Below are 25,584 nucleotides of genomic sequence, written 5' to 3'. Positions count from 1 at the left end.
ATGATGTCTATTTCAGAAAAAATCAATACCTTAAAAGAACAACTTCCTTCAAATGTTACTTTGGTGGCTGTTTCTAAAACAAAACCTGTTAGCGCACTGATGGAAGCCTATGATGCAGGCCAACGTATTTTTGGTGAGAATAAAATTCAGGAGATGACCGAAAAATGGTCTGAGATGCCCAAAGATATTTCGTGGCATATGATCGGGCATGTTCAAACCAATAAGGTAAAATATATGGCACCATTTGTGGACTTGGTTCACGCTGTTGACCGTTTAAAATTATTAAAAGAGATCAATAAACAAGCATTGGCGAACGATCGCATTATAGATTGTTTGCTTCAAATAAAAATTGCTGATGAAGACAGTAAATTTGGAATGACTGAGGCCGATGCCAATTCCTTACTTGATTCCGAAGCATTTAAAAACATGCACAACATTCGTGTTGTTGGACTTATGGGTATGGCTACCTTTACCGATGATATGAAACAAGTAGCTACCGAATTCGATACCTTAAAAAGTTATTTTGATAGTATTGTCGATGCACACAACCTCACTACCCTTTCCATGGGGATGAGCGGCGACTATCAACTTGCTATTAAACATGGTAGCAATATGATTCGTGTTGGTAGCGCCATATTTGGAGAACGAAATTATTAATCTGCTTTAAACAAAGTAACTCAACATATTATATTAAATATTGTACGCAATACTCGACATAGAAACTACTGGAGGTAAATACAATGAAGAAGGTATTACCGAGATCGCTATCTACAAATTTGACGGCCACGAGATCGTGGATCAGTTTAGCAGTTTGGTAAATCCCGAACGCAGCATTCAGCCTTTTGTGGTAAATCTTACCGGAATCAATAGCGAAATGTTAAAAAATGCTCCTAAGTTTTATGAAGTGGCAAAGCGTATCATTGAAATAACAGACGGCTGTATCCTTGTAGCACATAATGCCAAGTTTGATAACCGAATTCTAACCACCGAATTTGATCGCTTGGGCTACGCCTTTGAAAAAGAAACATTGTGTACGGTAGAATTAGCCAAAAATCTTATTCCAGATCTTCCGTCCTATAGTTTAGGTAAACTCGTTCGAACTTTAGGCATCCCTCTAAGTGATAGACACAGGGCTCAAGGTGATGCTAAAGCCACTGTATCCTTGTTTAAATTACTGCTGAATAAAGATACCGACAAGAGTATTATTTCGGCAGCTGTACGCAAAGATCCAAAACGACAACTCGAGCCCAAACTGATCGATATTGTTGCAGAAGCTCCTACAGACACAGGTGTTTACTATATGCACCGTGAAGACGGAACTATTATTTATATTGGTAAAAGTAAGAACATTAAAAAACGGCTTACACAACATTTTACGAACGATAACAAAAAGGCAAAAAGGTTGCAACTAGAGGTAGCGGCTGTCACTTATGAAAAAACAGGGAATGATCTTATTGCACAGCTTAAAGAAAGTGAGGAAATAAAAAATAACAAGCCTCTGTATAATCGCGCATTGCGAAAAACGAATTACACCCATCAATTAGTGTCATTTACTGACGAAAACGGTTATTTGCAGCTAAAAGTTGATCGTGCAAATTTAGACGTACAACCTATTACCACCTTTACCAACTATCAACAAGCTAAGAATTCACTTTATAAGATCACCGAAGAATATCAACTTTGTCAACGCTTAACTGGTCTTCATCAAACCGATGGCAATTGTTTTGCGCATACGATCAAGGAATGTTTTGGTGCTTGTGTTCAGCAAGAATCTCCTAGTGCCTATAATGAACGTGTATATGAATTCCTTGCAAAAAACAGCTATCAAAACCAACATATGCTCATTATTGACAAAGGACGAGATCTTGACGAGCGTTCAGTTATTTTGATCGAGAACGGAGCATACAAAGGTTACGGTTTTTACAACTTAAATTTCCAGATCACAAATTTAGATATCCTAAAATCTATAATAAATCCGATGCATGACAATCGCGATGCTCAACATATCATTCGTGGATATTTACATCGAAATAAAGTGCTTAAGATTGTAAATTTACCTCAAGAAACGGCATTGTAACGAAACTTCGTTAACTTTAGCATTCAAAAGAAAAATCTTTGGAAACAAATTCACGTAGTAACTGGCGTCAAAAGCTTCACATCATTATTGCTGAAGCAGATACTCCAATGGGCAAGCTCTTTGATGTGGTATTACTGATCTTGATTCTATTAAGTGTTGTTTTTGTCATGCTTGAAAGCGTCAAATCGATCGACGCTAAATACCACGAATTACTTCTTATTGGTGAATGGGTTATTACGATTTTTTTCTCGATTGAATATATTGCCCGTATTATTACGGTAAACAAACCTTGGAAGTATATTTTTAGTACTTACGGGCTTATCGACTTTTTATCGACCATCCCTTTGTATTTATCGCTGCTATTCGCCGGAAGTAGTTTCTTGATCACCGTTAGAGCATTACGCCTTTTACGTGTATTTCGTATTTTAAAGGTTACGCGATATGTAGGTGAATCAAACAAGTTAAAAAAAGCACTTGTAGACAGTCGGGCAAAAATACTTGTCTTTTTGTTCGCGGTTTTAATTATCGCAATAATTGCAGGGACCATCATGTATATTGTTGAAGGTGAATCTAGTGGTTTTGAAAATATTCCTGTTAGCGTTTATTGGTGTATCGTAACGCTTACCACAGTAGGATTTGGAGATATTACTCCGGTCACACCTTTAGGTCAATCCATCGCGGCTCTTATTATGATCATGGGGTACGGTATTATTGCTGTTCCAACTGGTATTGTTAGTGCAGCCTATGCACAGAGTCCCAAAAAGCTTTCTCAAGATGATCCTAATTATGTGCATGTAAACACCCAAGCCTGTAGAAATTGTAATGCGTTAAAACATCGTGATGATGCCGACTTTTGCTATCGTTGCGGAACACATCTTCATCCCGAAGATATCATTTCGAAAGAATGACAAAACCATTGCTTATTTGTGTAGTTGGAGCTACGGCCATCGGAAAAACACGGCTAGCAATTCAGTTGGCTCAAGCGTTTTCTACGGAAATTATTTCGGCAGATTCCAGACAGTTCTTTAAAGAAATGACTATCGGTACTGCGGTACCATCTTCGGAAGAACTGGCGGCTGCACCCCACCATTTTATTCAGAATAAAACCATCTTTGAACCGTATACTGTAGGAGACTTCGAAAAAGAAGCCCTTGCAAAACTCACAGATCTCTTCCGAAGCCATCAAACAGCAATTCTTGTTGGTGGCTCTGGTTTATATGTGGATGCTGTGGTACGCGGACTTGATCATTTTCCCGGTGTCCCTGAAAATATACGGGAAGAACTTAATACAACTCTAACCGTTAGAGGGCTGGAAGTACTTCAGCAAGAACTCAAAGAAGTAGATCCTGTGTATTATGAAAGAGTTGATATTCACAATCCGCATCGCGTTATTAGAGCGCTTGAGATCTACAGAAGTACAAAGAAACCTTTTTCGTCTTTCTTGAATCAAGGTGCTTCTAAAAGAAATTTTGATGTGATGTATGTTGGATTAACGGCCAAGCGGGAAGTCATTTACGATCGAATTAATCAACGTGTTGATCTTATGATGGCAGCGGGCTTGTTGGAAGAAGCTAAGTCGCTACATAAAGATAGTTCATTGAACGCGCTTCAAACGGTTGGTTACAGAGAACTATTTCAATATTTTGATGGTTTGATCTCCTTGGAAGGAGCTATTTCAGAAATTAAAAAAAATACAAGACGTTTTGCAAAGCGACAAGGAACTTGGTTTCGTAAAAACGACGCGATATTATGGTTTGATTTTAACACACCTTCCGAAGAAATCATTGCCACTATAAAACAAAAAGCGCCCTAGGAAAGGACGCTTATACTACACTTGTTGTTTTAAATGCGGTTAGTTATCTACTTCGCTCTTTACGACCAAACGGAAACCTTCTCCGTGAATATTAATGATCTCAACGCCGTCATCCTTGCCTAAATACTTACGCAACTTAGCAATATAAACGTCCATACTCCGTGAAGTAAAATAGTTGTCGTCTCGCCAAATTTTGGTCAATGCTAATTCTCTTGGCATCAGATCATTTTTATGCAAGGCGAGTAAACGTAACAATTCGTTCTCCTTTGGCGAAAGCTTAATAGGATCTTCTTTTTTGTACGTTAAAAAGCGCAACTTCGAATTAAGGAAAAAGTTTCCTACTTCAAATTCAAATTGCTTACTATCGGCAATAGAATCTGTTGCTTTACGCTGTATGATCGCTTTTATTTTCATAAGAAGCACTTCACTATCAAATGGTTTATTCAAATAGTCATCTGCTCCTACCTTATAGCCTTTTAGCACATCTTCTTTCATCGCTTTTGCGGTCAAGAAAATAATAGGCACATCTTCATTTTTCTCGCGAATTTCTTTTGCAAGTGTAAATCCGTCTTTATAAGGCATCATTACATCGAGAATACAAAGATCGTAGTCGTCTTTTTTAAATTTTTCAAAGCCTTCCATCCCATTTTTTGCATGGGTAACGTTGTAATCGTTCATGGCTAAGTAATCTTTTAGAACGGTCCCAAAGTTTGGATCATCTTCTACTAGTAGAATTTTTTTGTTTTCGGTTTCCATAATTTATGATATTAAGTGTAGTTTAATGATAAAGGTACTTCCTTTGTCTTTTTCACTTTCAACATATATTTCTGCATTGTGGTCAGACAAAATACGCTTTACGTATGCTAATCCAAGTCCGTGACCTTTTACATTATGTATATCTCCAGTTGCTTCTCTATAAAATTTTTCAAATATTTTCTTCTGAACAGCCTTTGTCATTCCAAGACCTTGGTCTTGAATTTTAAGAATAATGCTGTCTTTAACATTTTCAGTGTAAACATCAACCCTTGGCGGGCCTTCTGAATACTTAATAGCATTGTCTAAAATATTGACCACCACATTGGTCAAATGCGAATCATTTGCCAGTACTGATGATTTCTGGGCGTTCAAATGTGTTTTTATATAACCGTTTCTATCTTCCACGATCAAACTTACGTGAGAAATAGCATCGTCAATCACTTCGTGCAATTTAATGCGCTCCTTAGGCAGATCGAGTTCGTTTTTTTCCAGTTTCGAAATACGCAATACATTTTCGACCTGGGCATGCATCCTTCTATTTTCGTCCCGGATCATTTTTAGATACCGTTGTAAAAATTCTTTATTTCCTTCAACCTTCGGATTTTTAAGCGCGTCTAAAGCTAGATTAATGGTAGCAATAGGTGTCTTAAACTCATGTGTCATATTATTAATAAAGTCAGATTTGATCTGTGATATCTGACGTTGCTTAAATACCTGCGATAAAGCACTGGCATAGGCCAAAATAATTACCGCTGTAAACAACAGTGACAGAATAGCCATTCCTATAATTGAACTCAACACTTCCTTATTCTTATCTGTAAAGTTAACATGCAACATATAGTTGGTATTCAACTCTTCGTTAACGAACAAAGGAACACTAGTTGTCTCCTTTGGATCAAACACAAATTTCTTAGTACGAACCTTGGTTGCTAAATCGTTACTATATACCGCAAACTCGAAGTTTGTCGTTAATTCCCGTTCATCTAATTTCGCTCTAAGCAACCTAGCAATTTCTTCTTCAGTAACTCGCTTATGGATGGGTGTTTTAGCCGAAATATTTTTAAAAGCCTTCTCAAACTGCACTCGCTGATAATCGCGCATCGTGTTAAAAGCTTCGGTCACGATCTCTGTTTCTGTCTTTCCATCCAGACCACCAGTAATCTTTGTGGTTTTTGTTTTATTTGTGATCTTCTTAAACGGGATGCTGTCTTCCTCAGGATCGAGAGAACCAGAAGACAATTTGTAATCCTGCTCTATGATTCCATCAGAAAAGATATATGTTTCATTGTCGTTCTCATTACCCGTTCTGTAGATAAGCTCACTAAAACTAACACTTTCGGGAGTAGTCAAACTATCTGCTAGCCCACTGTAAACATCAAAATATTCACCAAGTTCTCGCATTTCAATTTCATTAGAAACCTCATGCATTACCTGTCTTATATCAAAATTCAATTGGTCATCCTTACTGTTGAAAGAATTTGAGATCCAATACCCCTGAACAAAAATTATCCCCAAAAGGGATAGTGTCATCATTGCGATTAGTAAAGCAAAAAGCTTCTTGTTCATATCTCAAAAGTAAGATTTTAACATTTAGAAGACTTTCAGTTTAACCAAATGTTAACAAAATCAAATCATTACTTAATTTAACAGCGATTTATGGATATTTTTCACCTGTCTTTTTACGTCTTGTAAGTCGATATTTTCTATTACATAATCTGCTAATGCAATTTTTTTTTCATCGTTCCATTGATTGGCCATTCGCGCCCTGACCTCCGCCTCTGTGCTATTATCACGTGAAAGCACACGTTCTATGCGTAACTGTAAAGGTGCCACAACCAATATAGTAGCATCACAGTTCTTGTACCCCCCAGTTTCAAAAAGTATTGCAGCCTCTTTTATACAGTAAGGTGCGCACTGTTTTTTGACCCATCGATTGAAGTGCGTTGCCACTTTTGGATGTATTATTGAATTGACTTCTTGTAGCAGCTGTTTATCGTTAAAGATCTTTTCAGCTAAAAACGCACGATTTACCTTTCCGTCGATATAAGCCGACGGGCCTAATAACTGGGTTAATTTACGATGAATGATCTTTGACCTGTTCATAAGAGCTTTAGCCTCAATATCAGCAATATAGACGGGGATACCCAAATCTTCAAACATTCGGGCAACTGTTGTTTTTCCACTTCCAATTCCACCAGTAAGACCTACAATTTTCAAAATACGTTTATTTAAAGATGAGGAAATCTACTTTCTTTGTTTCAAATTCTACATCTGTGATCATGTCAGGTTGTTTCCGAAGATGTGGAATCATAAAGTTTTCGACCTTATTCCGCTCATTATAGTCGCAAACCAGTTCAAAATCGGATGCGCTGATCTCTTTAAAATCGTCTAAGGAAACATTAAAAGTAATAGAAATGAGTTCCGGAATTAATTTTACACGTAGACCTGAAGGGACATTTAATGGTTTAACCATCAGCGTTATGCGCTTTTGAGTATATTCCGCTACTTGCTGATAAGCTTTAATGTTTTCTTTGGACATTGTAATCTCCTTATTCTTCGGCTTTTTTAAAGCTAAAACAATGCTAATATCCTTTTCAACATTTTCTACGGAAATGGGAATAGTTTCAATATAATGAAGACTATCAACTAAATGTGCTGGCCCAGAAATGGTGATAGAATCTGGATCAGATCGCATAACTCCCACCGGTTTAAAACCTTCTTTAAAGTTAAGTTTAGCCGTTGGTCGAACTGGGATTTGTTTAGAAACTATACCGTTTAGGTGAACTTGAATTTCAGCAACCGAAAGGTTACGAAGTGTACTCGTATTGCTAAGTTGGTTACTAACAAGGCGTGCAAATTCTTCGGAAGAAACAACAACGTTCTCATCGCCTCGCTCATAATATTTTGAAACAGGGATATCAATGGAAGGTTTCTTTAATTTATAGAAAAAAACTTCAAAACCGGTAGTGAACAAGTCAAAAGAGACCTCTTCTAGATTATCTTGAGCTAAGAGCGTGTTATTAGGAATATTGACGTAATTCAGTGTAGCACCGACCGTGGCAGAATACTCTTTCGAAAACTTCGCAAGCACCCAAAATAAGGTCGCTAAAAGAAGAAAAAGTAGAAAACTCTTTAATTTTGCGTTGTTGACTCGTTTTAACTTGGTCTGTGGCATGGCCTGAATTTGCTCTTAAAATTAGTCAAAAAATAACTTCGGAAATTGTTTCTTTTCGTCTTTCTTCAGAAATCGAATGTAAAATGTAGATTTTAAAAAAGCCATTCCATAACCGAAAAACTGTACAAAAACGGCAAATAAAGTAAGTAATCCTATGTACAGACTTTTATTTTTAATCGTGGAATCAACAAAAAGTATGATTAGATACAAGGCCAAGGGAAGTATGGCCAACACATTAAAAAATAGTGCTCCGATCAAGGAAATTATGGTAAACAATACAAACAAGGTTGGAAACCAAAAAGTAAGTTTAGCAGCACTTGGGTGCCATTTGGTAAGTATGGGGCGAACAAGACCAAACTTCTTTACTTGGGTATAAAAGTTTTTCCAAGAGATGCGTCGTTTATGATAAACAAAGGCATCGGGTATAAAAGTTGTTTTAAAACCTGCCTTCCCAATACGGTGAGATAGGTCTGGATCTTCGCCTGGATGAATCTTAGAAAAACCCTCCGTTTTTTGAAAGGCTTCTTTTGAAATTCCCATATTAAAACTACGTGGCTCAAACTTCTTGACACTCTTTTTATTTCCACGTATTCCGCCGGTGGTTAAAAAAGAAGTCATTACATAATTTATTGCCTTTTGCAGTGGAGTAAAGGATTCATGTGCTCCGTCTGCCCCGCCATAACAATCGACATAATTTGTTTGAAGAAATTTACTAACTGTATTTAAGTAATGTGGTGGTAGTAAGCAATCTGAATCTAAGATAATAAAGTAATTCCCTTTGGCTCGTTCCATTCCGTAGTTTCGAGATGCTCCTGGACCACTGTTAGGCTTATAATAATACGAGATGTTTAGTTGATTTTGATATTTTTTAATGATCTCTTCTGCACGCTCTGATGAGCCATCTTCCACGATAACTATTTCAAAGGCTTGATCATACTCTAGAGAAGTGAAACTGCCTAACAACTCATCAATTTCGTTGGGGCGGTTATATACAGGGATAACAAATGAGAAATCTAATTTCATTGCCTGTAAAGATAAGGAATAAAAAAGCCACCCCAATTTAAATTGAGGTGGCTTTATAATTAAGTATGACTAAGGATTTACTCTTTGATCACTTTGTATACGCCTAATTGACCATTTACGATCACCTTCATTAAGTACGTTCCTGTACTTAAGTCTGAAACGTTAAGTTCAGTAGAAGTTGCATTGATCGTTTGACTCATAACACGTTGTCCGATGATACTGAATAATTCAATACTCTCGATAGTATCGGCAGCTGTCAAATTAATCGTCTCATTAGCTGGGTTTGGATAGAATCCAAATCCTTCAATGGTATTGTCATCTGCTCCAAGGTTTACACCATCGATCATAATATCGGTAGCACCACCATGATTAGCAACATAAACGTAATACGCCTGACCAGCAGTTGTATTAATTGTCGCTTGAACACCAGCTACACATTGATTCATTTGAGAATTGATGTGTACCAGATCAGTTTCTACAGCAGTTTCGTTTGGTGCTGTATAGAATGTTACAGAACTAGGTCCTGCTGGCGTAATGATTGTTGCTGTAGCAGTTCCGTTTCCTTCTGGAACGAAATTGTACCAAACTCCTTTTACACCTGCATTATCACAACCTGCAGGAGTTCCTGCTTCAGTAGTTGCAAATGGCATAGCCACATTAGGATCTGTATAAGGGAAACCTATTTGATCAACATCAATTGAGTTTGCGATCATATCGTTTGGTGGTGGTACACCTTCACAAGTAAGGTTTAGAGAAAATTCTCCTGTTGCACCTCCAAAACCATGTACAAGGATGTAATATGTTGTAGAACCATCTCCTTGGAAGGCTACTTCAGATTGTAATCCACATGAATCATCGTTATCACCAACACATGTCAATGCAGCACAATCAGTACCGCTATACACAGTTAATTTAGAATCGTAAGCAGTTCCACCATCACATAAAGAAACCGTGTAGTTAGTCAACAAACCAGTTGTATCAGTAAATGTATACCAAACACCTGGAGAAGTAATTCCAACACCACAATCGGTTGCACCTGAATCGATCGTTGCAAATTCGGTAGAACCAATTACGGTCTCACCACAACTCATTGCAATTGCATCTGCACACTCATCGTTTTCTGCAACAGTATTACACGTTACATCTAAGCTAAAGTTACCTGAAGAAGATCCAAAACCTTCAACCATGATATAATATGTTGAAGTTCCATCAGAAACAAAAGACACTTCAGACTGAAGTCCACATGAATCATCATTTACAGCAATCTCATTTGCTAGTGTACAATCTTCAAATACGCGTAATAAAGAGTCATAATCTGTACCTCCACCACAAAGTGAGATGGTAACAAATTCAGCAGCTCCTGTTCCAGTAAATGAGAAGAACTCATCTGGAGCAGCGTTTCCGCCAGAATCAGTATCATTAATTGTTTCACCAACAACAGAATCACCACAAGCTAATGGTATTGCATTAGCACAGTCATCATTTGTAATGATTTCAGAACACTCTCCAGCTACATTATAAACAGTCTCAAACGCACCATTTATTCCAGCCCATGAAACTCCACCGTCAATAGAAACAGCTTGTCCGTTACCCATTGCACCAGCAGACGATGACTCTGGAGCAGCACAACCAGTATTTACATTTGCAGATGGTGTAAAGAAAGATGAGATCCAATAGGTAGTTGTACCACCAATTTGTCCATTTAATACTACTGGAGTTAGATCAAATACAAATTCTCTTATATCAATAGTTCCATCTGTAAATAATATAGTTTCTGAAGTTGGAGCAAGTACTTGATTATCGATTATTACCCCAGCATCTGGAAGACCTGCGGCATCCCCAAGGAATGTAAAGTCTCCTGAAAGTGTAGCTCCTGTGTCAATTAATATGCTCATTGTAATTGTTTGAACAGCGAAATCTTCTGCATCGGCAATTGTAATATCATGTGCTAATAATTGATCCGGAGCAACTGAAGTTGGGTCTGAGCAGAAAAATGATTCAAAACTATTGCTAAGAACCTCTTCGTTACAAAGCATACCACCTGGAGCATCATCACAGCTATATGTTCTAAAGGTATAATCAAACCCAGGAAATTGATTGTATCCTGTATTTGCGTAAACATCACCACCAGCATAAGGATCATTTGTAGATCCAGCCACACAAGGAAGCGCAAGATCTCCTTCAATAGTGATGAAATAAGTATCTCCTGGTGTTACAGCAATTACGTTATCCCAAAATACATCTACCCAAACATCAACGCCACCAGTAACTGTTTTAGTTGCTAACATTGTTCCACCAGCATTTGGAAGCGCATCCCAAAGTGATAGAGTAACATCTAAACCATCAGGTGTACCGCCTGTAAATTTAATTCCTGCTCCAGCAGACATATCCTCAACAGCAATATAGCTTTGTGCTAAATCGCCTTGAGAAATGTTTGCCATACATGTATCTTCAACATCTTGATTAACTTCAAGCAAAGCCATAGCACAAGCGCCACCGCCGCCTCCCATAGGAGTACCTTCGATTGCTACTATACCTAATTCTGCACAGTCTGCGTTTACAGTACCTAAGCCTGTTGCCGCACCAGTTGTTGTATCTACAGAAGCCCATTGATTTACACCACCACCAATATAAGCAGCCATATACAAGGTTCCTGTATCAGGATCAAAATCTGCATCTTGTGCAAATGAAATATCAATTCCTAGAGGTCCAATCGTAGTAGTAGTTCCAGTAGTAAGATCTACTGACGACAACGTATCCAATCCGATATCTGCCATAAATGCATTGCCCGCGTTGTCAATGGCTAGCCATATTCCAATGCTACCTGCAGTAGTAGAAGTACCAATTTCAGTTAGTGTTCCAGTAGCAAGATCAACCGTATAAAGGGTTACATCATCTCCTAAACCGCTTAAAAGATACATAGTACTATCAGCTTCATTCCATGCTAATCCTCTAGTCCCGTGACCTGCCACTAAATTAGTTAACGGCCCAACAGTCGTTTCTACTCCCGTGGCTTTATCAACTGTAATTAATGTTAATGCTGTGTTATCCATAGCATATAGATCACCATTCCCATCAAGATCTCCTGAAAAAATAGCTGTAGTTGAAGTTCCTAATACATTAATATTGTAAGGACCTCCTACTGGGAAAGTTCCAAAGTCATCAGAACAGAATCCTGCATCTAGGGCAAATACATCGCCTGGAGCAGCCGCATTTCGATTAGAAGGATAAATAGAAGCGTAATAATTGTGTAAAAGTACTCGCTCATTATTGGTAAACAATTCTGCTGGCTCAGCCATTGCTGAATTTGCACTTTGTAAACGATCTAGCAAAGCACTTACTTCTGCCGAAGGTGCTGCCATTTGCCGCACTTGCTGTGTAGTGCTTCTGTCGAAGTTAGGCATTTGTACTGTCTGCTGCGCAAAGGCAACACTCGCAATTAGGAGTGCACAGAGCGCTGTAGTAATTCTCTTCATAATTTGATGTAATTTAATTGGTTAAGAAACAAATATAAAATTAAAATTATCAAGTTGGAGCTTTGTAGGAAGTAATTATCAGAGAAGATCCAATAAAAAAACCACCCCAATTTAAATTGAGGTGGCTTTATAATTAAGTATGACTAAGGATTTACTCCTTGATCACTTTATATACGCCTAATTGACCATTTACGATCACCTTCATTAAGTACGTTCCTGTACTTAAGTCTGAAACGTTAAGTTCAGTAGAAGTTGCATTGATCGTTTGACTCATAACACGTTGTCCGATGATACTGAATAATTCAATACTCTCGATAGTATCGGCAGCTGTCAAATTAATCGTCTCATTAGCTGGGTTTGGATAGAATCCAAATCCTTCAATGGTATTGTCATCTGCTCCAAGGTTTACACCATCGATCATAATATCGGTAGCACCACCATGATTAGCAACATAAACGTAATACGCCTGACCAGCAGTTGTATTAATTGTCGCTTGAACACCAGCTACACATTGATTCATTTGAGAATTGATGTGTACCAGATCAGTTTCTACAGCAGTTTCGTTTGGTGCTGTATAGAATGTTACAGAACTAGGTCCTGCTGGCGTAATGATTGTTGCTGTAGCAGTTCCGTTTCCTTCTGGAACGAAATTGTACCAAACTCCTTTTACACCTGCATTATCACAACCTGCAGGAGTTCCTGCTTCAGTAGTTGCAAATGGCATAGCCACATTAGGATCTGTATAAGGGAAACCTATTTGATCAACATCAATTGAGTTTGCGATCATATCGTTTGGTGGTGGTACACCTTCACAAGTAAGGTTTAGAGAAAATTCTCCTGTTGCACCTCCAAAACCATGTACAAGGATGTAATATGTTGTAGAACCATCTCCTTGGAAGGCTACTTCAGATTGTAATCCACAAGTATCATCGTTATCACCAACACATGTCAATGCAGCACAATCAGTACCGCTATACACAGTTAATTTAGAATCGTAAGCAGTTCCACCATCACATAAAGAAACAGTGTAGTTGGTCAACAAACCAGTTGTATCAGTAAATGTATACCAAACACCTGGAGAAGTAATACCAACACCACAATCGGTTGCACCTGAATCGATCGTTGCAAATTCAGTAGAACCAATTACGGTCTCACCACAGCTAATTGCAATTGCATCGTCACACTCATCGTTTTCTGCAACATCAGTACATGTAATTGCTAAACTAAATGCTCCGTTCGCAGCAGCATTGAATCCTTCAACAGCGATATAATACGTAGTTGTTCCGTCTGAAACGAAAGATACTTCAGATTGAAGTCCACATGAATCATCATTAGTAACAATTTCAGTACCACCACACGAATCATAAACTGTAAGTCTTGAATCATAAGATGTACCTCCATCACATAGGGAAACAGTTACAAATTGAGAAGCACCTGTACCTGTAAATTTAAACCACTCATCAAGCGAGTCATTATTTCCACCTTGATCTGTATTATCAGAAGTATCTCCTAATACTGTTTCACCACAAGCAACAGCAGTTGCATTTGCACAGTCGTCATTATCAACTGGCGGTGCATTCTCAGTAGTTGCCCAAGCAACCTGTGCTAATGCTCCAGATAAAATTCCATCAACCAAAGTTGTTGCGCCTGATGCAGTGTCAAGAGATCGTAATTGAGACTCAAAAACAGTTGCGTTAAAAGCACTAAGAAAAACAGTATCTGATGCTCCGTCATAGAACATCCCTTGTCCGAAGTTACCATCAAATCCAGCAGCACCAAGAAGCGTTGCAGCCCCAGTACCTAAATCGACACTATACATGTTGTCATCAACAATATCAAATACATAACCTACTCCTGCACCATCAATTGCAAAAGAAACAGCTATTCCCGCTCCACCTGCAGTACCTAATGGCCCAACTAATGCAGTGCTTAGAGCTCCAATATCAACGGTGTGTAAGTTTAAAGATGTAATAGCATATAGTGTTCCAGATAGAGGATCAAATTCAAGTCCTGTTATATCTGCTAGCCCTACATTTCCAAGAGATGTATATACTCCGGTTACTAGATCTACACTCCAGGCATCTCCAACATTATCAATTGCATAAGCTGTTCCTGGATTTGCAGGATCTGCAGCTCCAGCACCTTCAAAGTTAACTGTACCTGAGTTTGGCCCAATAACAGTAAAGTTTGTTGGAGCCATCAAATCGAAACTACCATAATCACCATTTACGTTCTCCGGACCATAAGCAAGACCAGACATTGGTGGTGGTGTTGAACCACAGCTATATGTTCTAAAGGTATAATCAAAACCTGGAAACTGTGTGTATCCGGTGTTTGCATAAGTATCACCACCTGCATAAGGATCATTTGTAGATCCAGCCACACAAGGAAGTGCAGCATCACCCTCTATCGTAATAAAATAAGTGTCTCCTGGCGTTAGTGTAACCACAGGATCCCAGAACACATCAACCCATTCGTCGGTAGTTCCTGTTGTAGTCCCGGTAGCTAGCATAGTTCCTCCTGCATTAGGAAGTGCATCCCAAAGAGATAAGGTAACATCTAACCCGTCTGGTGGAGTACCTGCTGTAAATTTAATTCCAGCACCCGCAGATTGAGGCTCAACGGCGATATAGCTCTGCGCTAGATCTGTTTGAGTCACAAATGCCATACATGTATCTTCTACATCTTGGTTAACTTCAAGTAATGGCATCGCACAAGCACCGCCACCGCCACCGCCACCAGCAATAACTTCAACTTCCCAACCACAAGTGTTTACCACTGCCGTTGCTGAAAATTCAAAAGTAAGTGCATCAGACGTAGAATCAAAAACGGCCGAACCATTTGCAGCAATAAGACCTGCCAATGTATCTGTATTCGTATTTAAGTTACTGTCATAGATTTGTGGTGAACTTGTATCTGGACCATCATAAATGTTTAATACATCAAAGTTTCCAAAAATATTAAATGACAAAAATTCTACAGATAAGTCTGTTCCCGTTAAGGTAGTTACTGTAGTACAACCACAATTTGGATAGTCACCAAGGTCTCCCGAAGAAGTTGTAGAACAATCTCCTCCTGGTCCTCCGTTAGTACCATCTGTTGGATCGTAAAAGAAATCTCCCACAACTACCGGAAAAGTTTCAGTAGCACCCGCGTTAGGAATAATCGCTGCTAAAGCACCTCGATTAGTCGAATTTAAATGCCCACGAAGCCTTTGCAGCTCATTAGCTGTGAAATGATCTTTAATTGAGTTTATCTGATTTCCCAGATTTTCATAGCGAGCTACAAGATCCTGTATAGGAACTTGTGACTCAGAAGTCTGCATTGATGCAGCCTGCTGTAACTCACGTTCAGTATCTGAAAGTGAGGATTGCGCACTCATGGTCAGCGATATGCTAAACATAATGCAAAATAGAAAAGTAATTCTTCTCATAATTGTTAAAAGTTTAATTAGTTAATACTTCCTTAAATGTATCGAAAATAAAAGTAAAACCGAACACAAATTCGATAATATCACACATTTACAAGATTAAAAACATCAAAAAACCCCACCTTAACATTTCAAGGTGGGGTTCTCAAATAAATTTTATCTTTTAAATTATTCTTTCATAAAATAATCCATTACCTCATTACTCACTCCCATATTTGAAAAGCCACCATCATTGTATAAATTCTGGAGCGTTACACGCTTGGTCAAATCACTAAATAAGCTTACCGTGTAGTTTGCGCAATCCTCGGCAGTAGCATTTCCTAACGGAGACATTTTTTCAGCATACGCAATAAATCCGTCAAAGCCTTTTACTCCTTGCCCTGCGGTAGTAGGTGTTGGGGATTGAGAAATAGTATTAACCCGCACTTTTTTATCTTTTCCGAAGAAATACCCAAAACTACGTGCAATCGATTCAAGATAGGCCTTGTTGTCTGCCATGTCATTATAATCTGGAAAAACACGTTGTGCGGCCATATAGGTAAGCGCTACAATACTTCCCCATTCATTCATCGCATCTTTCTTATATAACGTCTGCATGGTTTTGTGAAAGGATACGGCCGAAACGTCCCATCCCTTTGTTGTCCAATCATAATTCTGATCCGTATATTTTTTACCTTTTCGCACATTTACCGACATTCCTATCGAGTGCAATACAAAATCTAATTTACCTCCTAAGATCTCTACAGCCTGGTCTACCAAGTTCTCAAGATCTTCAATACTTGTGGCGTCTGCGGGAATAATCTGAGAACCTGTTTTCTCCCCAAGCGCCTTAATTTCACCCATTCTCATGGCAATAGGTGCATTGGTCAAAACAAACGTACCTCCTTCTTCATGAACACGTTCTGCGGTTTTCCACGCAATTGAATTGGGATCAAGTGCCCCAAAAATAATTCCTCTTTTTCCTTTTAGTAAATTATAAGCCATAATATCTTTCCGGTTTATATTAGTCGTTTATGTAATGTAAAGATACATTAATTAAGTAATTCTTTCGCGTGCGCAATACTTGCATCTGTAAGTTGAGAACCTCCTATCATCTGCGCGATCTCTACAATTCGCTCTTCTTCATTAAGGGCTTTTAAACGTGTTACGGTCACATCTTTCTCATCCTCTTTATACACTTTAATATGGTGCGTTCCTTTAGCAGCAATCTGCGGAAGATGCGTAATACTAATGATCTGCATTGACCTACTCATATTTCTCATGATCGTGGCCATTTTATGTGCTATCTCACCCGAAACACCCGTATCTATTTCATCAAATACAAGTGCTGGCAATTTCCGGTACTGTGCTAAAACAGCCTTAACAGCAAGCATAATTCTACTCATCTCCCCTCCCGAAGCGATCTTTTTTAAAGGCCCCATGGCAGTACCCTTGTTCGCAGTAAATAACAAGGTAAGGGTGTCGGTCCCATTAATCCTAAAGGTTTTAGACGCTAAAAGATCAAATGAAAAGCGGGCGTTTGGAAGTCCTAATTCAGATAAATAGTCTTCTAACTTTTCTTTTAACTTCGGAATTGCCTGTACACGTTTTTGGTGTAGTTCTTCGGAAACTGTTAAAACCTGTAATCGTTGCTCCTCGCGTTGCTTTTCAAGTTCGGCGATACGTTGATCAACCGTTCCTGTGACATCGATCTTGGCGGCTAATTCGGTTTCAATAGCCACCAATTCTTCTACCGAAGCCACATTGTGTTTTTTCTGAAGTTTATAAAGTGTTTGAAGCTTTTCATTCACTTCTAAAAGTTGCTGCGGGTCTGCATCAACCCGTTCTCCTTCAGAGTCAAGGGCCTCTGTTATATCTTCCAACTCAATGATCACACTATTTACCCGTTCCCAAAGCGAATCATACGCTACAGAAAAGTTTCGCAACCTTCCCAATACAATACGCGCTTCCTTAGCTGTTTCTAAGGTTCCTATGGGCTCTTCTGTAAACAACTGGGTGATCTGCTGAATTCCTTCGGAAATTTCTTCAGCATGGTTTAAAAGCTCATAACTTTCTTCCAGTGCCGTTTGGTCTATTTTTTCGAGCGAAGCTTCTTGTAATTCGTTATATAGAAAGGTATTGTAATCTAATTCTTTTGAGGCTTCATTTTTCTTCTGAAGCACTAATTCAAGCTCGTCAACTATCGTTTTAAACCTATCCAAACGTGTTGTATACTCTCTTAAAAGTTCGCTATTTCCAGCCAGCGCATCTATGACCTCCATCTGGAATCCTTCTTGAGATAAGGCTAAGGTTTCATTCTGACTGTGAACATCAACCAAATATGGCCCTAATGCTTGCAACTGATTTAAATTGACTGGAGTGTCATTGACAAAGGCACGCGATTTACCTCCTGGAAGAATTTCTCGACGAATGATCGTGTGTGCATCATAATCTAAGTCGTTTGCCTTAAAAACCGATTCTAATTGGTGGGCTCCTATTGCAAATTCGCCTTCAATTACACATTTTTTTGAAGCGTCCTTTACACTCGCTAATTCGGCTCTATTACCTAAAAGCAGCGCTAAGGCTCCTAAAATTATTGATTTTCCTGCACCAGTTTCCCCTGTAATAATGGTAAATCCTTCCTGTAGATCTACACGAATATCTTCAATTAAGGCATAATTATGAATGGCAAGGGTTGTGATCACAGCGTATATATTAGCCGTTTATTGGCAGTCAACTAATGTAAAAGAGATTTGTTACTTCTGCAAGAAAATGCAGCTCTTTAAAAGGTAATATTACTCCAGTTGGTTCGCTTGGTTGGAGCCATGCGATTCAAATTCTCAACAAGATCGGTGATGGTAACCTTGGGTCCGCCAGTAAATACAGCCTCGATCTCGTCGCTTTTGGCATCAAAGAAGGTGCGTAGTAGGTATGAATTTGGTCGGCGGTCATTGATACTCTTTAAAGTAGCAACGGCCGTCACGATCTCGTTCTTCGCCGTTTTTTGATTGTTGTGCATCACATCCAATCCTTTGCGATGGTACTCATACATAGCAGTATGAAATTCTTTATACACATTAGAGATCAATGCATCATTATAACGATAGCGTGATTGTGTTCCATCGGTGGGTTTCCAGCCTTGAAAATTTGATGACGCTGCGGTATTTACAATTTGCTTTGCTGTCTCAAAATATTCTTGTCCGCCATTCATTTCAAAAGTATCAGCATCTAAGCCAATAACCGTATACACATGAAACGCCAATACAGAGATTAAGTTAGAATCGAAATTATTGATATTAAAATTAAGCGGTTCAAATTCTTTATACTGAAAAGTTACCTGTCTGTCGTTGTAGTTATAAACAGGGCTATCGTAAGACGAATTAAAGATGGGTCGCGAAGACTGTATCTGCAAAGATCCTGAAAAGGTGTTACTTTCAAAATCATTTACGATCACTGTAAAATTACAATCAATACGTTCCTGATTTTTGTAGATCTTATTAGTCCATTTGGTGTTGCTTAAAAACTCGGTCAGCTGAGTTTCAAGTGTTCTAAAAACCTGATTATCCGGCTGAGATGTCTGTGAAGCGTCTACCGTAACGGTAGCATTAAGCTCCTGTCCTTGGGCCGTAAATATAAAGCAGAAAACTACAAGTAAAGTAATGATACTACGCATGAAATTGATCTATAATATGATGTAAAATATCTTTTGCGACTTCGGTCTTAGATTTAACTTCAAAAGGGATGACTTTATTGTCTTTAGTAAGTAAAGTAACCTTATTGGTATCCGATTTAAATCCTGCGCCTTTATCCTTGAGCGAATTTAACACAATTAAATCTAAATTCTTTTTAATGAGCTTGCTTTTTGCATGCTCCAATTCATTTTCAGTCTCTAAAGCGAAGCCAACTAAATATTTATTTGCTTTGATCTCTCCCAGCGAAGCCAAAATATCTTTTGTTTTTTCTAACTGTAGAATCAATGAATCGTCTTTTTTCTTTATTTTTTCTGAAGCAACCGTCTTTGGGCGATAATCTGCCACAGCGGCGCTTAATATCGCGATATCACATTTTCCGAAATACGTATGTGTTGCCTGATACATTTCTTCTGCGGAAGTAACCCGAACCACCCGAACATTTGGATGCTTTAGCACCAAACTCGAAGGCCCCGAAATTAGTGTAACCATGGCTCCAAGACTAGCAGCAACCTCAGCGATCCCATAGCCCATCTTTCCACTTGAATGATTTCCAATAAAACGAACCGGATCGATCGCTTCATAGGTTGGCCCTGCGGTGATTAATATTTCCTTTTCGCGTAGCGGAAGGGATTTTGACAGGTCTTCTTCAAGAAAAGCGACAATGTCTTCGGGTTCTGCCATACGACCTTTCCCTACAAGACCACTTGCCAGTTCACCAGAAGTAGCTTCAATTTGTATATTTCCGAAGCTATCTAAAGTATTAAAAGTTGCAAGTGTTGAAGGGTGCTTATACATGTCCAGATCCATTGCTGGAGCATAGTAAACAGGACATTTTGCAGAGAGATAAACTGCCAACAATAAGTTATCACAATTGCCAGTAGCCATTTTAGATAAGGTATTGGCAGTGGCTGGAGCGACTAAAAACAAGTCTGCCCAAAGGGCTAACTCGACATGGTTATTCCATTGGGCATTTTCATCATCTTCGTTCGTAAACGAAGAAAAGACTTCATTCTTTGAAAGTGTAGATAAGGTTAATGGTGTGACAAATTCTTTAGCCGAAGGTGTCATTACAACCTTGACGTTTGCACCACTTTTAACCAATAATCGTACAAGAAAAGCTGATTTATACGCGGCTATACCGGCAGTAACGCCCAAGAGTATATTTTTTCCGCGTAGTACAGACATCGCTTATTCTTCTATAGCTTCTTCTGCAGTGTTACGGTAATAGATCTTGTTTTCGATCCATTCCTGTACAGCCAATGCATGTGGCTTTGGAAGTTTTTCATAATATTTAGAAACCTCGATCTGCTCTTTGTTCTCAAAGATCTCTTCCAAGCTATCGTTATAGGTTGCAAACTCGTCTAATTTCTCTAAAAGCTCTTTTTTAATGTCCCCATTAATTTGATTTGCTCTTTTTGAAATGATCGAAATTGCTTCGTAAATATTATTTGTCGGCGCATCGATAACATTCTTATCCATGGTCGTAGTCGTTACGGGTGCTTCCGTGTTTTTGATATCTGCCATACTATTTAATTTATTGTGTTAGGTGTTTCGGCAGCCGCCAAACGCTGGTCTATATCCAACGCCATTTTAGCTGCATCCTGCATTAGGTCACTATTCTTGTAATATTTTATAAAGGCATTATAATACCCTTTGGCTTTAAGCAAGCGTTCTTTTACCAACGATTGGATACTTCTTGTTGCCAAGATATACGCTGCTTCCATTCTTCCGTAGAAAGCATCTTTACGCAATTCAGAACCGGGATGATCTGAAATAAAATTATCAAAAGCTTCTATCGCTGCCTTGTAATCTGCGATCCTCAGGTATTGTGCTGCGACTTCAAAGTCTTTTTTCTCCAATTTTCCACGTAATTCAGAAACCATGGTATTGGCATCTTCTCGATAATCGGTGTTTGGATATTTATTTACAAAACTCTGTAACTTTTCTAAGGCCGTATAGGTGTCTTTTTGATCTAGTGTAAAGACAGGCGAAAGCTCGTAATAGCTTCGTGCACTTCGGAAGGAAGCCACTTCAACACTGTCACTTTTAGGATATGACGTTTCAAAACGCTCAAACTGATAGCCCGCCAAATAATAATCTTCCAAAACGTAGAAGGTGTTGGCATACATAAACATAAGGCGTTCTGCCTGTGGTTTCCCACGATATGCAGGAACTATGTTCTCCATTAAAACCAAGGCTTTTTTATACTTTCCTCTGTTGTATAATGAATCTGCCATTGCGTACTTTTTTCCTGTATCGTCTGAACGCAGCACCTGTTGGTACTTACTGCAACTCGACAGGAAAACCGAAGCAAAAAACAATAATAAAAAAGGTATTTTCATCTTTCTAAAAAACATCGTGCAAAAGTAGTAAATTAAACGTGATAATAAAAACTTATTGTGCAGCTAAACACGGCAGCTAACAATGTGTTGCTGTTATTTTGTTATGATTAAATACAATCTTCGTATTAAGAGGCGTTGAAGCTATCTGAAAAACGTTCAATTTTATTGTATAAACCCGCACCAACATTAACAAGAGGCAATCTTACGGTATCCCCGCAAATGCCCAATATTTTAAACACCGCCTTAATACCCGCTGGGTTCCCTTCGGCAAAAATATAATCGATCACTGGTGCCATTTTGTGATGAATAGCATATGCTTCGTCTACCTTTCGGTCTAGTCCGAGTTTTACGAGCTCTGAAAACTGCTTCGGAAAACCTTGACCAATTACTGAAATAACCCCCGCCCCACCGGCAAGGATCATCGGTAGTGTGATCATATCATCACCACTAATCACTAAAAAGTCGTTTGGTGTTCCGGCGATCAATTTCATTGCTTGAACAATATCTCCGGCGGCTTCTTTGATAGCAACAATATTTTCAAAATTATGTGCTAATCGAATCACCGTTTCTGGTAAAACATTAGACGCTGTTCTTCCTGGCACATTGTATAAGATAATAGGCTTTGGAGCCGCTTTTGCCAATGCTGCAAAATGCTGATAGATTCCTTCCTGTGTTGGTTTATTATACATAGGAGAAACCGATAGAATCGCAGTAAAAGCAGTAAGATCGCGGGTTTGCATTTCATCAATCACTGCACGGGTATCATTACCTCCTATCCCCAAAACCAATGGGAGTCTTCCGTTGTTTGTTTTAACGATCGTATCAATCACCAATTGCTTTTCGTCCTTTGTCAACGTCGCACTTTCGGCAGTAGTTCCTAAAACAACCAAATAATCAATACCATTGTCAATGTTAAAATTAACAACGGCTTCTAAGCCTTCCACATCAACTGAAAAATCTTCTTTAAAGGGCGTAATTAACGCAACGCCTGTGCCTATTAGTGCTTTCATCTTTCTTGTATTATGATCAAAACTCATCATCATTTTATAAGACGAGTAAAAAACCGAATTGTTTCGTTAGATCTTTTTTAAAATTTTCAAATATTTTATCAATTCCTGCTTAAAAAGCTTTACGTTTTTAACATCAACCGCAATCAACAGGTCGAACAAACGCTCGTCTGCTCCTACAAAACCCACTTTAAATTTGGCATTACTTTGAGCGATCATCGCATCTAAAAACGCATTCTTATCATTGTAATAACCAATAAGTAGGTCGAAGTCTCTTTGTACAAACTCCTTTGCGTTCTGGTTATGCATCTCTCCCTTCCAGTTAAAATCTTTGCATTGCACTTGATTTTGCCGTAAAGAGGGTAATTTTTTTTTAGCTTCAATGAAAGAAAACACTTTTATATCCTTCGGTACAAGTCCGAGATCTGAATAAAAATCATAAAAGGTTTCAAATTCTTTAAAGATCTTTTCATCGACTAAAAAACCAACTGTTTTTACAGGGTCATTGACTTTTGACAAATCCCGATTCATCACATGACGTTCGGTAATTTTACGCAATGATCTTCTTTTTAATTTTTCAAACATATGGTAGCCCCTGACCTTACAAAAATACAGTTATTCAGTTTTAATTTTGACCTTTCATTAAATCATTTCCAGAAAATCATCTTCGGTGATAATAGGAACTCCCAAGCTTTCTGCCTTTGTACGTTTACTTGGTCCCATTTTATCACCGGCGACAACAAATCCAGTTTTTGCTGAAATAGAACTCGCTACTTTTCCTCCATTATCTTCTATCAATTTTTTGAGTTCGGTACGTGAAACTCTTTCAAAAACTCCTGAAACGACAAAGGTTTTTCCTTCTAAAGTATTGGTTTGATTCGCTAATTTTTCTGCAGAAATCTCCATTTGAACACCGTAATCTTTTAAACGTTGAATGGTATTTCGATTTTCTTCGGAAGCAAAAAAAGCAACAACGCTTTGGGCGATTCGCTCGCCGATCTCATCAACCTGTATCAAGCTTTCTTCCGAAGCAGCCGCTAAAGCATCAATGCTTTTATAATATTTTGCCAATTTTTTAGCTACTGTCTCGCCCACATAACGAATGCCTAAAGCAAATAAAACCCGTTCAAACGGAATATTCTTGCTAGCAGCTACACCTGCCACTAAATTTTCGGCGCTTTTTTGAGCCATTCGTTCAAGCGGAATGACTTCTTCAGCAGTTAAACGATACAGATCGGCATACGTATTAATGAGCCCGTTTGTAACTAACAAACCTACCGTTTCGCCGCCCAAGCCTTCAATGTCCATCGCTTTTCGTGAAATAAAATGTTGGATTCTACCAATGATTTGTGGCGGACACCCATCTGCATTCGGACAATAATGCTGTGCCTCGCCTTCTGCACGCTCTAAAGGAGTATTACATTCAGGACAATTTGAAATATATTTGGTTGGCTCAGATTGCGGGTCGCGCTGCGACAGATCAACGCCAATGATCTTTGGAATGATCTCGCCGCCCTTTTCCACAAAAACCGTATCGCCTTCGCGAACATCCAACCTCGCGATCTGATCGGCATTATGCAAAGAAGCTCGTTTTACAATGGTTCCTGCTAGCTCTACGGGAGTTAAATTAGCAACAGGCGTTATAGCACCTGTGCGCCCTACTTGATACGTGATCACCTCGAGTTTAGTCGATACCCGCTCTGCTTTAAATTTATACGCCATAGCCCAACGTGGCGCCTTTGCGGTATAACCTAATTCCTCTTGCTGCTGCAGATCATTTACCTTAACCACTACCCCATCGGTTTCATAAGGTAACGCATGACGATGCACATCCCAATAGTCAATAAAGGCCAAGACCTCTTCAATACTATGCGTTATTTTGGCAACTTCAGGAACTTTAAAACCCCAACTTCTGGCTTTTTCTAAGCTCTCATATTGGGTTTTAATCGCTAAACGCTCTCCTTGAATGCTATAAAGTAAAAATTCTAAAGGACGTTTAGCCACTTCGCCACTGTCCTGTAGCTTTAAGCTCCCTGAAGCCGTGTTACGCGGATTCCGATAAGGTTCTTCGCCAGCTTCAATACGCTCTTCATTCATTTTATTAAACCCGTCAAAAGGCAAAACGATTTCTCCTCTAATTTCAAAAAGAGGCGGATAATCACCTTTTAATTGCAAAGGCACACTGCGTATGGTTTTAACATTGGTGGTCACATCATCACCTTGAAACCCATCACCACGGGTTACAGCGCGAAGGAGTTTTCCATTTTCGTAGGTAATGCTCATGGAAGCACCGTCGTATTTAAGCTCGCAGGTGTAAGAGACATCTCCATCGACCATCTTTTTTATTCTTTTTTCCCAATCTTCCAGATCTTCCTGTGAATACGAATTATCTAAAGAATACATTCTATAAGTATGCGCTACCGTCTCAAAATTCTTTGTAACCGCACCTCCCACACGTAATGTAGGCGAATTTGGATCATAAAATTCTGGATATTTCGCCTCAAGAGCCTGCAATTCTTTCAGTTTAATATCAAATTCATAATCTGATATAGTTGGATTATCAAGCACATAGTAATTATGGTTGTGCCTGCGCAGTTCCTTTCTAAGTTGATCGATTTGTTCTTCGGTAGTCATACAACAAATATAAAAAAGAGGAAGGGTTTGATTTCAGCTTCCGAAGAGAGAATATCAACAAATATCTTTACTCATATTTGGGCGTTCCCCAGACACTCATTTCATTCGGTCTGCGTCGGGCCATTCGTTCCAATCTCTTGGCTGCACCAAGAGGATTTCCTCTTCTACCCCTAACGCTGC

20 protein-coding genes are annotated in these 25,584 nt (G+C 38.8%); 4 read left to right on the top strand and 16 right to left on the bottom strand.

Features of this window, described 5'->3' with window-relative positions:
• Window positions 1–3 precede the first annotated feature (3 nt).
• The 4 genes from ACY2RU_RS13060 to miaA are packed head-to-tail and all read left to right on the top strand — an operon-like array spanning window position 4 to window position 3,890.
• Complete coding sequence (locus tag ACY2RU_RS13060) at window positions 4–657, top strand: YggS family pyridoxal phosphate-dependent enzyme (RefSeq protein ID WP_490138914.1); 654 nt, start codon at window positions 4–6, stop codon at window positions 655–657.
• A gap of 40 nt (window positions 658–697) precedes the next feature.
• Window positions 698–2,077, top strand: coding sequence for an exonuclease domain-containing protein (locus ACY2RU_RS13055; protein ID WP_490138913.1), 1,380 nt, complete (start codon window positions 698–700; stop codon window positions 2,075–2,077).
• Between the two features lie 38 nt (window positions 2,078–2,115).
• Window positions 2,116–2,985 (top strand): ion transporter, encoded by an 870-nt coding sequence (locus ACY2RU_RS13050; RefSeq protein WP_490138912.1) that lies wholly within the window; start codon window positions 2,116–2,118, stop codon window positions 2,983–2,985.
• Window positions 2,982–3,890: a tRNA (adenosine(37)-N6)-dimethylallyltransferase MiaA gene (gene miaA / locus ACY2RU_RS13045; RefSeq protein WP_490138911.1), complete on the top strand. Its 909-nt coding sequence runs from the start codon at window positions 2,982–2,984 to the stop codon at window positions 3,888–3,890. Before ACY2RU_RS13050 ends, miaA begins: the two co-directional genes overlap by 4 nt.
• A gap of 39 nt (window positions 3,891–3,929) precedes the next feature.
• Here miaA and ACY2RU_RS13040 read toward each other — a convergent pair whose 3' ends face one another.
• The 16 genes from ACY2RU_RS13040 to ligA all read right to left on the bottom strand — a co-directional run bounded on the left by ACY2RU_RS13040 (window position 3,930) and on the right by ligA (window position 25,404).
• Window positions 3,930–4,646, bottom strand: coding sequence for a response regulator transcription factor (locus ACY2RU_RS13040; protein WP_490138910.1), 717 nt, complete (start codon window positions 4,644–4,646; stop codon window positions 3,930–3,932).
• 3 nt (window positions 4,647–4,649) lie between these two features.
• Window positions 4,650–6,212 (bottom strand): sensor histidine kinase, encoded by a 1,563-nt coding sequence (locus ACY2RU_RS13035; RefSeq protein ID WP_490138909.1) that lies wholly within the window; start codon window positions 6,210–6,212, stop codon window positions 4,650–4,652.
• 72 nt (window positions 6,213–6,284) lie between these two features.
• On the bottom strand, window positions 6,285–6,863 hold the full coding sequence (coaE, locus tag ACY2RU_RS13030; RefSeq protein WP_490138908.1) for a dephospho-CoA kinase: 579 nt from the start codon (window positions 6,861–6,863) through the stop codon (window positions 6,285–6,287).
• Between the two features lie 7 nt (window positions 6,864–6,870).
• On the bottom strand, window positions 6,871–7,821 hold the full coding sequence (locus ACY2RU_RS13025; RefSeq protein WP_490138907.1) for a CdaR family protein: 951 nt from the start codon (window positions 7,819–7,821) through the stop codon (window positions 6,871–6,873).
• Between the two features lie 21 nt (window positions 7,822–7,842).
• On the bottom strand, window positions 7,843–8,844 hold the full coding sequence (locus tag ACY2RU_RS13020; RefSeq protein ID WP_490138906.1) for a glycosyltransferase family 2 protein: 1,002 nt from the start codon (window positions 8,842–8,844) through the stop codon (window positions 7,843–7,845).
• A 77-nt stretch (window positions 8,845–8,921) separates the two neighbouring features.
• Window positions 8,922–12,320, bottom strand: a complete 3,399-nt coding sequence (locus ACY2RU_RS13015; RefSeq protein ID WP_490138905.1) for a T9SS type A sorting domain-containing protein — start codon at window positions 12,318–12,320, stop codon at window positions 8,922–8,924.
• Between the two features lie 151 nt (window positions 12,321–12,471).
• Complete coding sequence (locus tag ACY2RU_RS13010) at window positions 12,472–15,753, bottom strand: T9SS type A sorting domain-containing protein (RefSeq protein ID WP_490138904.1); 3,282 nt, start codon at window positions 15,751–15,753, stop codon at window positions 12,472–12,474.
• A gap of 165 nt (window positions 15,754–15,918) precedes the next feature.
• Window positions 15,919–16,734 carry an enoyl-ACP reductase FabI gene (locus ACY2RU_RS13005; RefSeq protein ID WP_490138903.1) on the bottom strand — a complete coding sequence of 272 codons (816 nt, stop codon included), beginning with the start codon at window positions 16,732–16,734 and terminating at the stop codon, window positions 15,919–15,921.
• 47 nt (window positions 16,735–16,781) lie between these two features.
• On the bottom strand, window positions 16,782–18,434 hold the full coding sequence (gene recN, locus ACY2RU_RS13000; RefSeq protein ID WP_490138902.1) for a DNA repair protein RecN: 1,653 nt from the start codon (window positions 18,432–18,434) through the stop codon (window positions 16,782–16,784).
• Between the two features lie 77 nt (window positions 18,435–18,511).
• The gene (porD, locus tag ACY2RU_RS12995; RefSeq protein WP_490138901.1) at window positions 18,512–19,402 is read right to left on the bottom strand and encodes a type IX secretion system protein PorD; all 891 of its coding nucleotides are present in this window, start codon (window positions 19,400–19,402) and stop codon (window positions 18,512–18,514) included.
• Entirely contained in the window at window positions 19,395–20,606 is a 1,212-nt protein-coding gene (coaBC, locus tag ACY2RU_RS12990) for a bifunctional phosphopantothenoylcysteine decarboxylase/phosphopantothenate--cysteine ligase CoaBC (RefSeq protein WP_490138900.1), read from the bottom strand. The genes porD and coaBC overlap by 8 nt, the downstream gene beginning before the upstream one ends.
• 3 nt (window positions 20,607–20,609) lie before the next feature.
• Complete coding sequence (locus ACY2RU_RS12985; RefSeq protein ID WP_490138899.1) at window positions 20,610–20,945, bottom strand: DNA-directed RNA polymerase subunit omega; 336 nt, start codon at window positions 20,943–20,945, stop codon at window positions 20,610–20,612.
• A 5-nt stretch (window positions 20,946–20,950) separates the two neighbouring features.
• Window positions 20,951–21,763: an outer membrane protein assembly factor BamD gene (locus tag ACY2RU_RS12980; protein ID WP_490138898.1), complete on the bottom strand. Its 813-nt coding sequence runs from the start codon at window positions 21,761–21,763 to the stop codon at window positions 20,951–20,953.
• 125 nt (window positions 21,764–21,888) lie between these two features.
• On the bottom strand, window positions 21,889–22,773 hold the full coding sequence (dapA, locus tag ACY2RU_RS12975; protein ID WP_490138897.1) for a 4-hydroxy-tetrahydrodipicolinate synthase: 885 nt from the start codon (window positions 22,771–22,773) through the stop codon (window positions 21,889–21,891).
• A gap of 66 nt (window positions 22,774–22,839) precedes the next feature.
• Window positions 22,840–23,328, bottom strand: coding sequence for a DUF6913 domain-containing protein (locus tag ACY2RU_RS12970; RefSeq protein ID WP_490138896.1), 489 nt, complete (start codon window positions 23,326–23,328; stop codon window positions 22,840–22,842).
• Window positions 23,329–23,412: 84 nt separating this feature from the next.
• Window positions 23,413–25,404 carry an NAD-dependent DNA ligase LigA gene (gene ligA, locus ACY2RU_RS12965; protein WP_490138895.1) on the bottom strand — a complete coding sequence of 664 codons (1,992 nt, stop codon included), beginning with the start codon at window positions 25,402–25,404 and terminating at the stop codon, window positions 23,413–23,415.
• Between the last annotated feature and the right edge of the window lie 180 nt (window positions 25,405–25,584).

It is taken from the genome of Ulvibacter sp. 2305UL32-6, assembly GCF_058148545.1.
The sequence above is the reverse complement of the archived record's forward strand: the minus strand, read 5'-3'. Positions and strand labels throughout refer to the sequence as shown.

What these genes read in the sequence shown, in the direction of transcription:
- ACY2RU_RS13060 (WP_490138914.1), top strand. Translation starts at nt 4, where the DNA reads ATGTCTATTTCAGAAAAAATCAATACCTTAAAAGAACAACTTCCTTCA.
- miaA (WP_490138911.1), top strand. Translation starts at nt 2,982, where the DNA reads ATGACAAAACCATTGCTTATTTGTGTAGTTGGAGCTACGGCCATCGGA.
- ACY2RU_RS13040 (WP_490138910.1), bottom strand. Translation starts at nt 4,646, where the DNA reads ATGGAAACCGAAAACAAAAAAATTCTACTAGTAGAAGATGATCCAAAC.
- ACY2RU_RS13035 (WP_490138909.1), bottom strand. Translation starts at nt 6,212, where the DNA reads ATGAACAAGAAGCTTTTTGCTTTACTAATCGCAATGATGACACTATCC.
- ACY2RU_RS13025 (WP_490138907.1), bottom strand. Translation starts at nt 7,821, where the DNA reads ATGCCACAGACCAAGTTAAAACGAGTCAACAACGCAAAATTAAAGAGT.
- ACY2RU_RS13020 (WP_490138906.1), bottom strand. Translation starts at nt 8,844, where the DNA reads ATGAAATTAGATTTCTCATTTGTTATCCCTGTATATAACCGCCCCAAC.
- ACY2RU_RS13015 (WP_490138905.1), bottom strand. Translation starts at nt 12,320, where the DNA reads ATGAAGAGAATTACTACAGCGCTCTGTGCACTCCTAATTGCGAGTGTT.
- ACY2RU_RS13010 (WP_490138904.1), bottom strand. Translation starts at nt 15,753, where the DNA reads ATGAGAAGAATTACTTTTCTATTTTGCATTATGTTTAGCATATCGCTG.
- ACY2RU_RS13005 (WP_490138903.1), bottom strand. Translation starts at nt 16,734, where the DNA reads ATGGCTTATAATTTACTAAAAGGAAAAAGAGGAATTATTTTTGGGGCA.
- porD (WP_490138901.1), bottom strand. Translation starts at nt 19,402, where the DNA reads ATGCGTAGTATCATTACTTTACTTGTAGTTTTCTGCTTTATATTTACG.
- coaBC (WP_490138900.1), bottom strand. Translation starts at nt 20,606, where the DNA reads ATGTCTGTACTACGCGGAAAAAATATACTCTTGGGCGTTACTGCCGGT.
- ACY2RU_RS12985 (WP_490138899.1), bottom strand. Translation starts at nt 20,945, where the DNA reads ATGGCAGATATCAAAAACACGGAAGCACCCGTAACGACTACGACCATG.
- ACY2RU_RS12980 (WP_490138898.1), bottom strand. Translation starts at nt 21,763, where the DNA reads ATGAAAATACCTTTTTTATTATTGTTTTTTGCTTCGGTTTTCCTGTCG.
- dapA (WP_490138897.1), bottom strand. Translation starts at nt 22,773, where the DNA reads ATGAAAGCACTAATAGGCACAGGCGTTGCGTTAATTACGCCCTTTAAA.
- ligA (WP_490138895.1), bottom strand. Translation starts at nt 25,404, where the DNA reads ATGACTACCGAAGAACAAATCGATCAACTTAGAAAGGAACTGCGCAGG.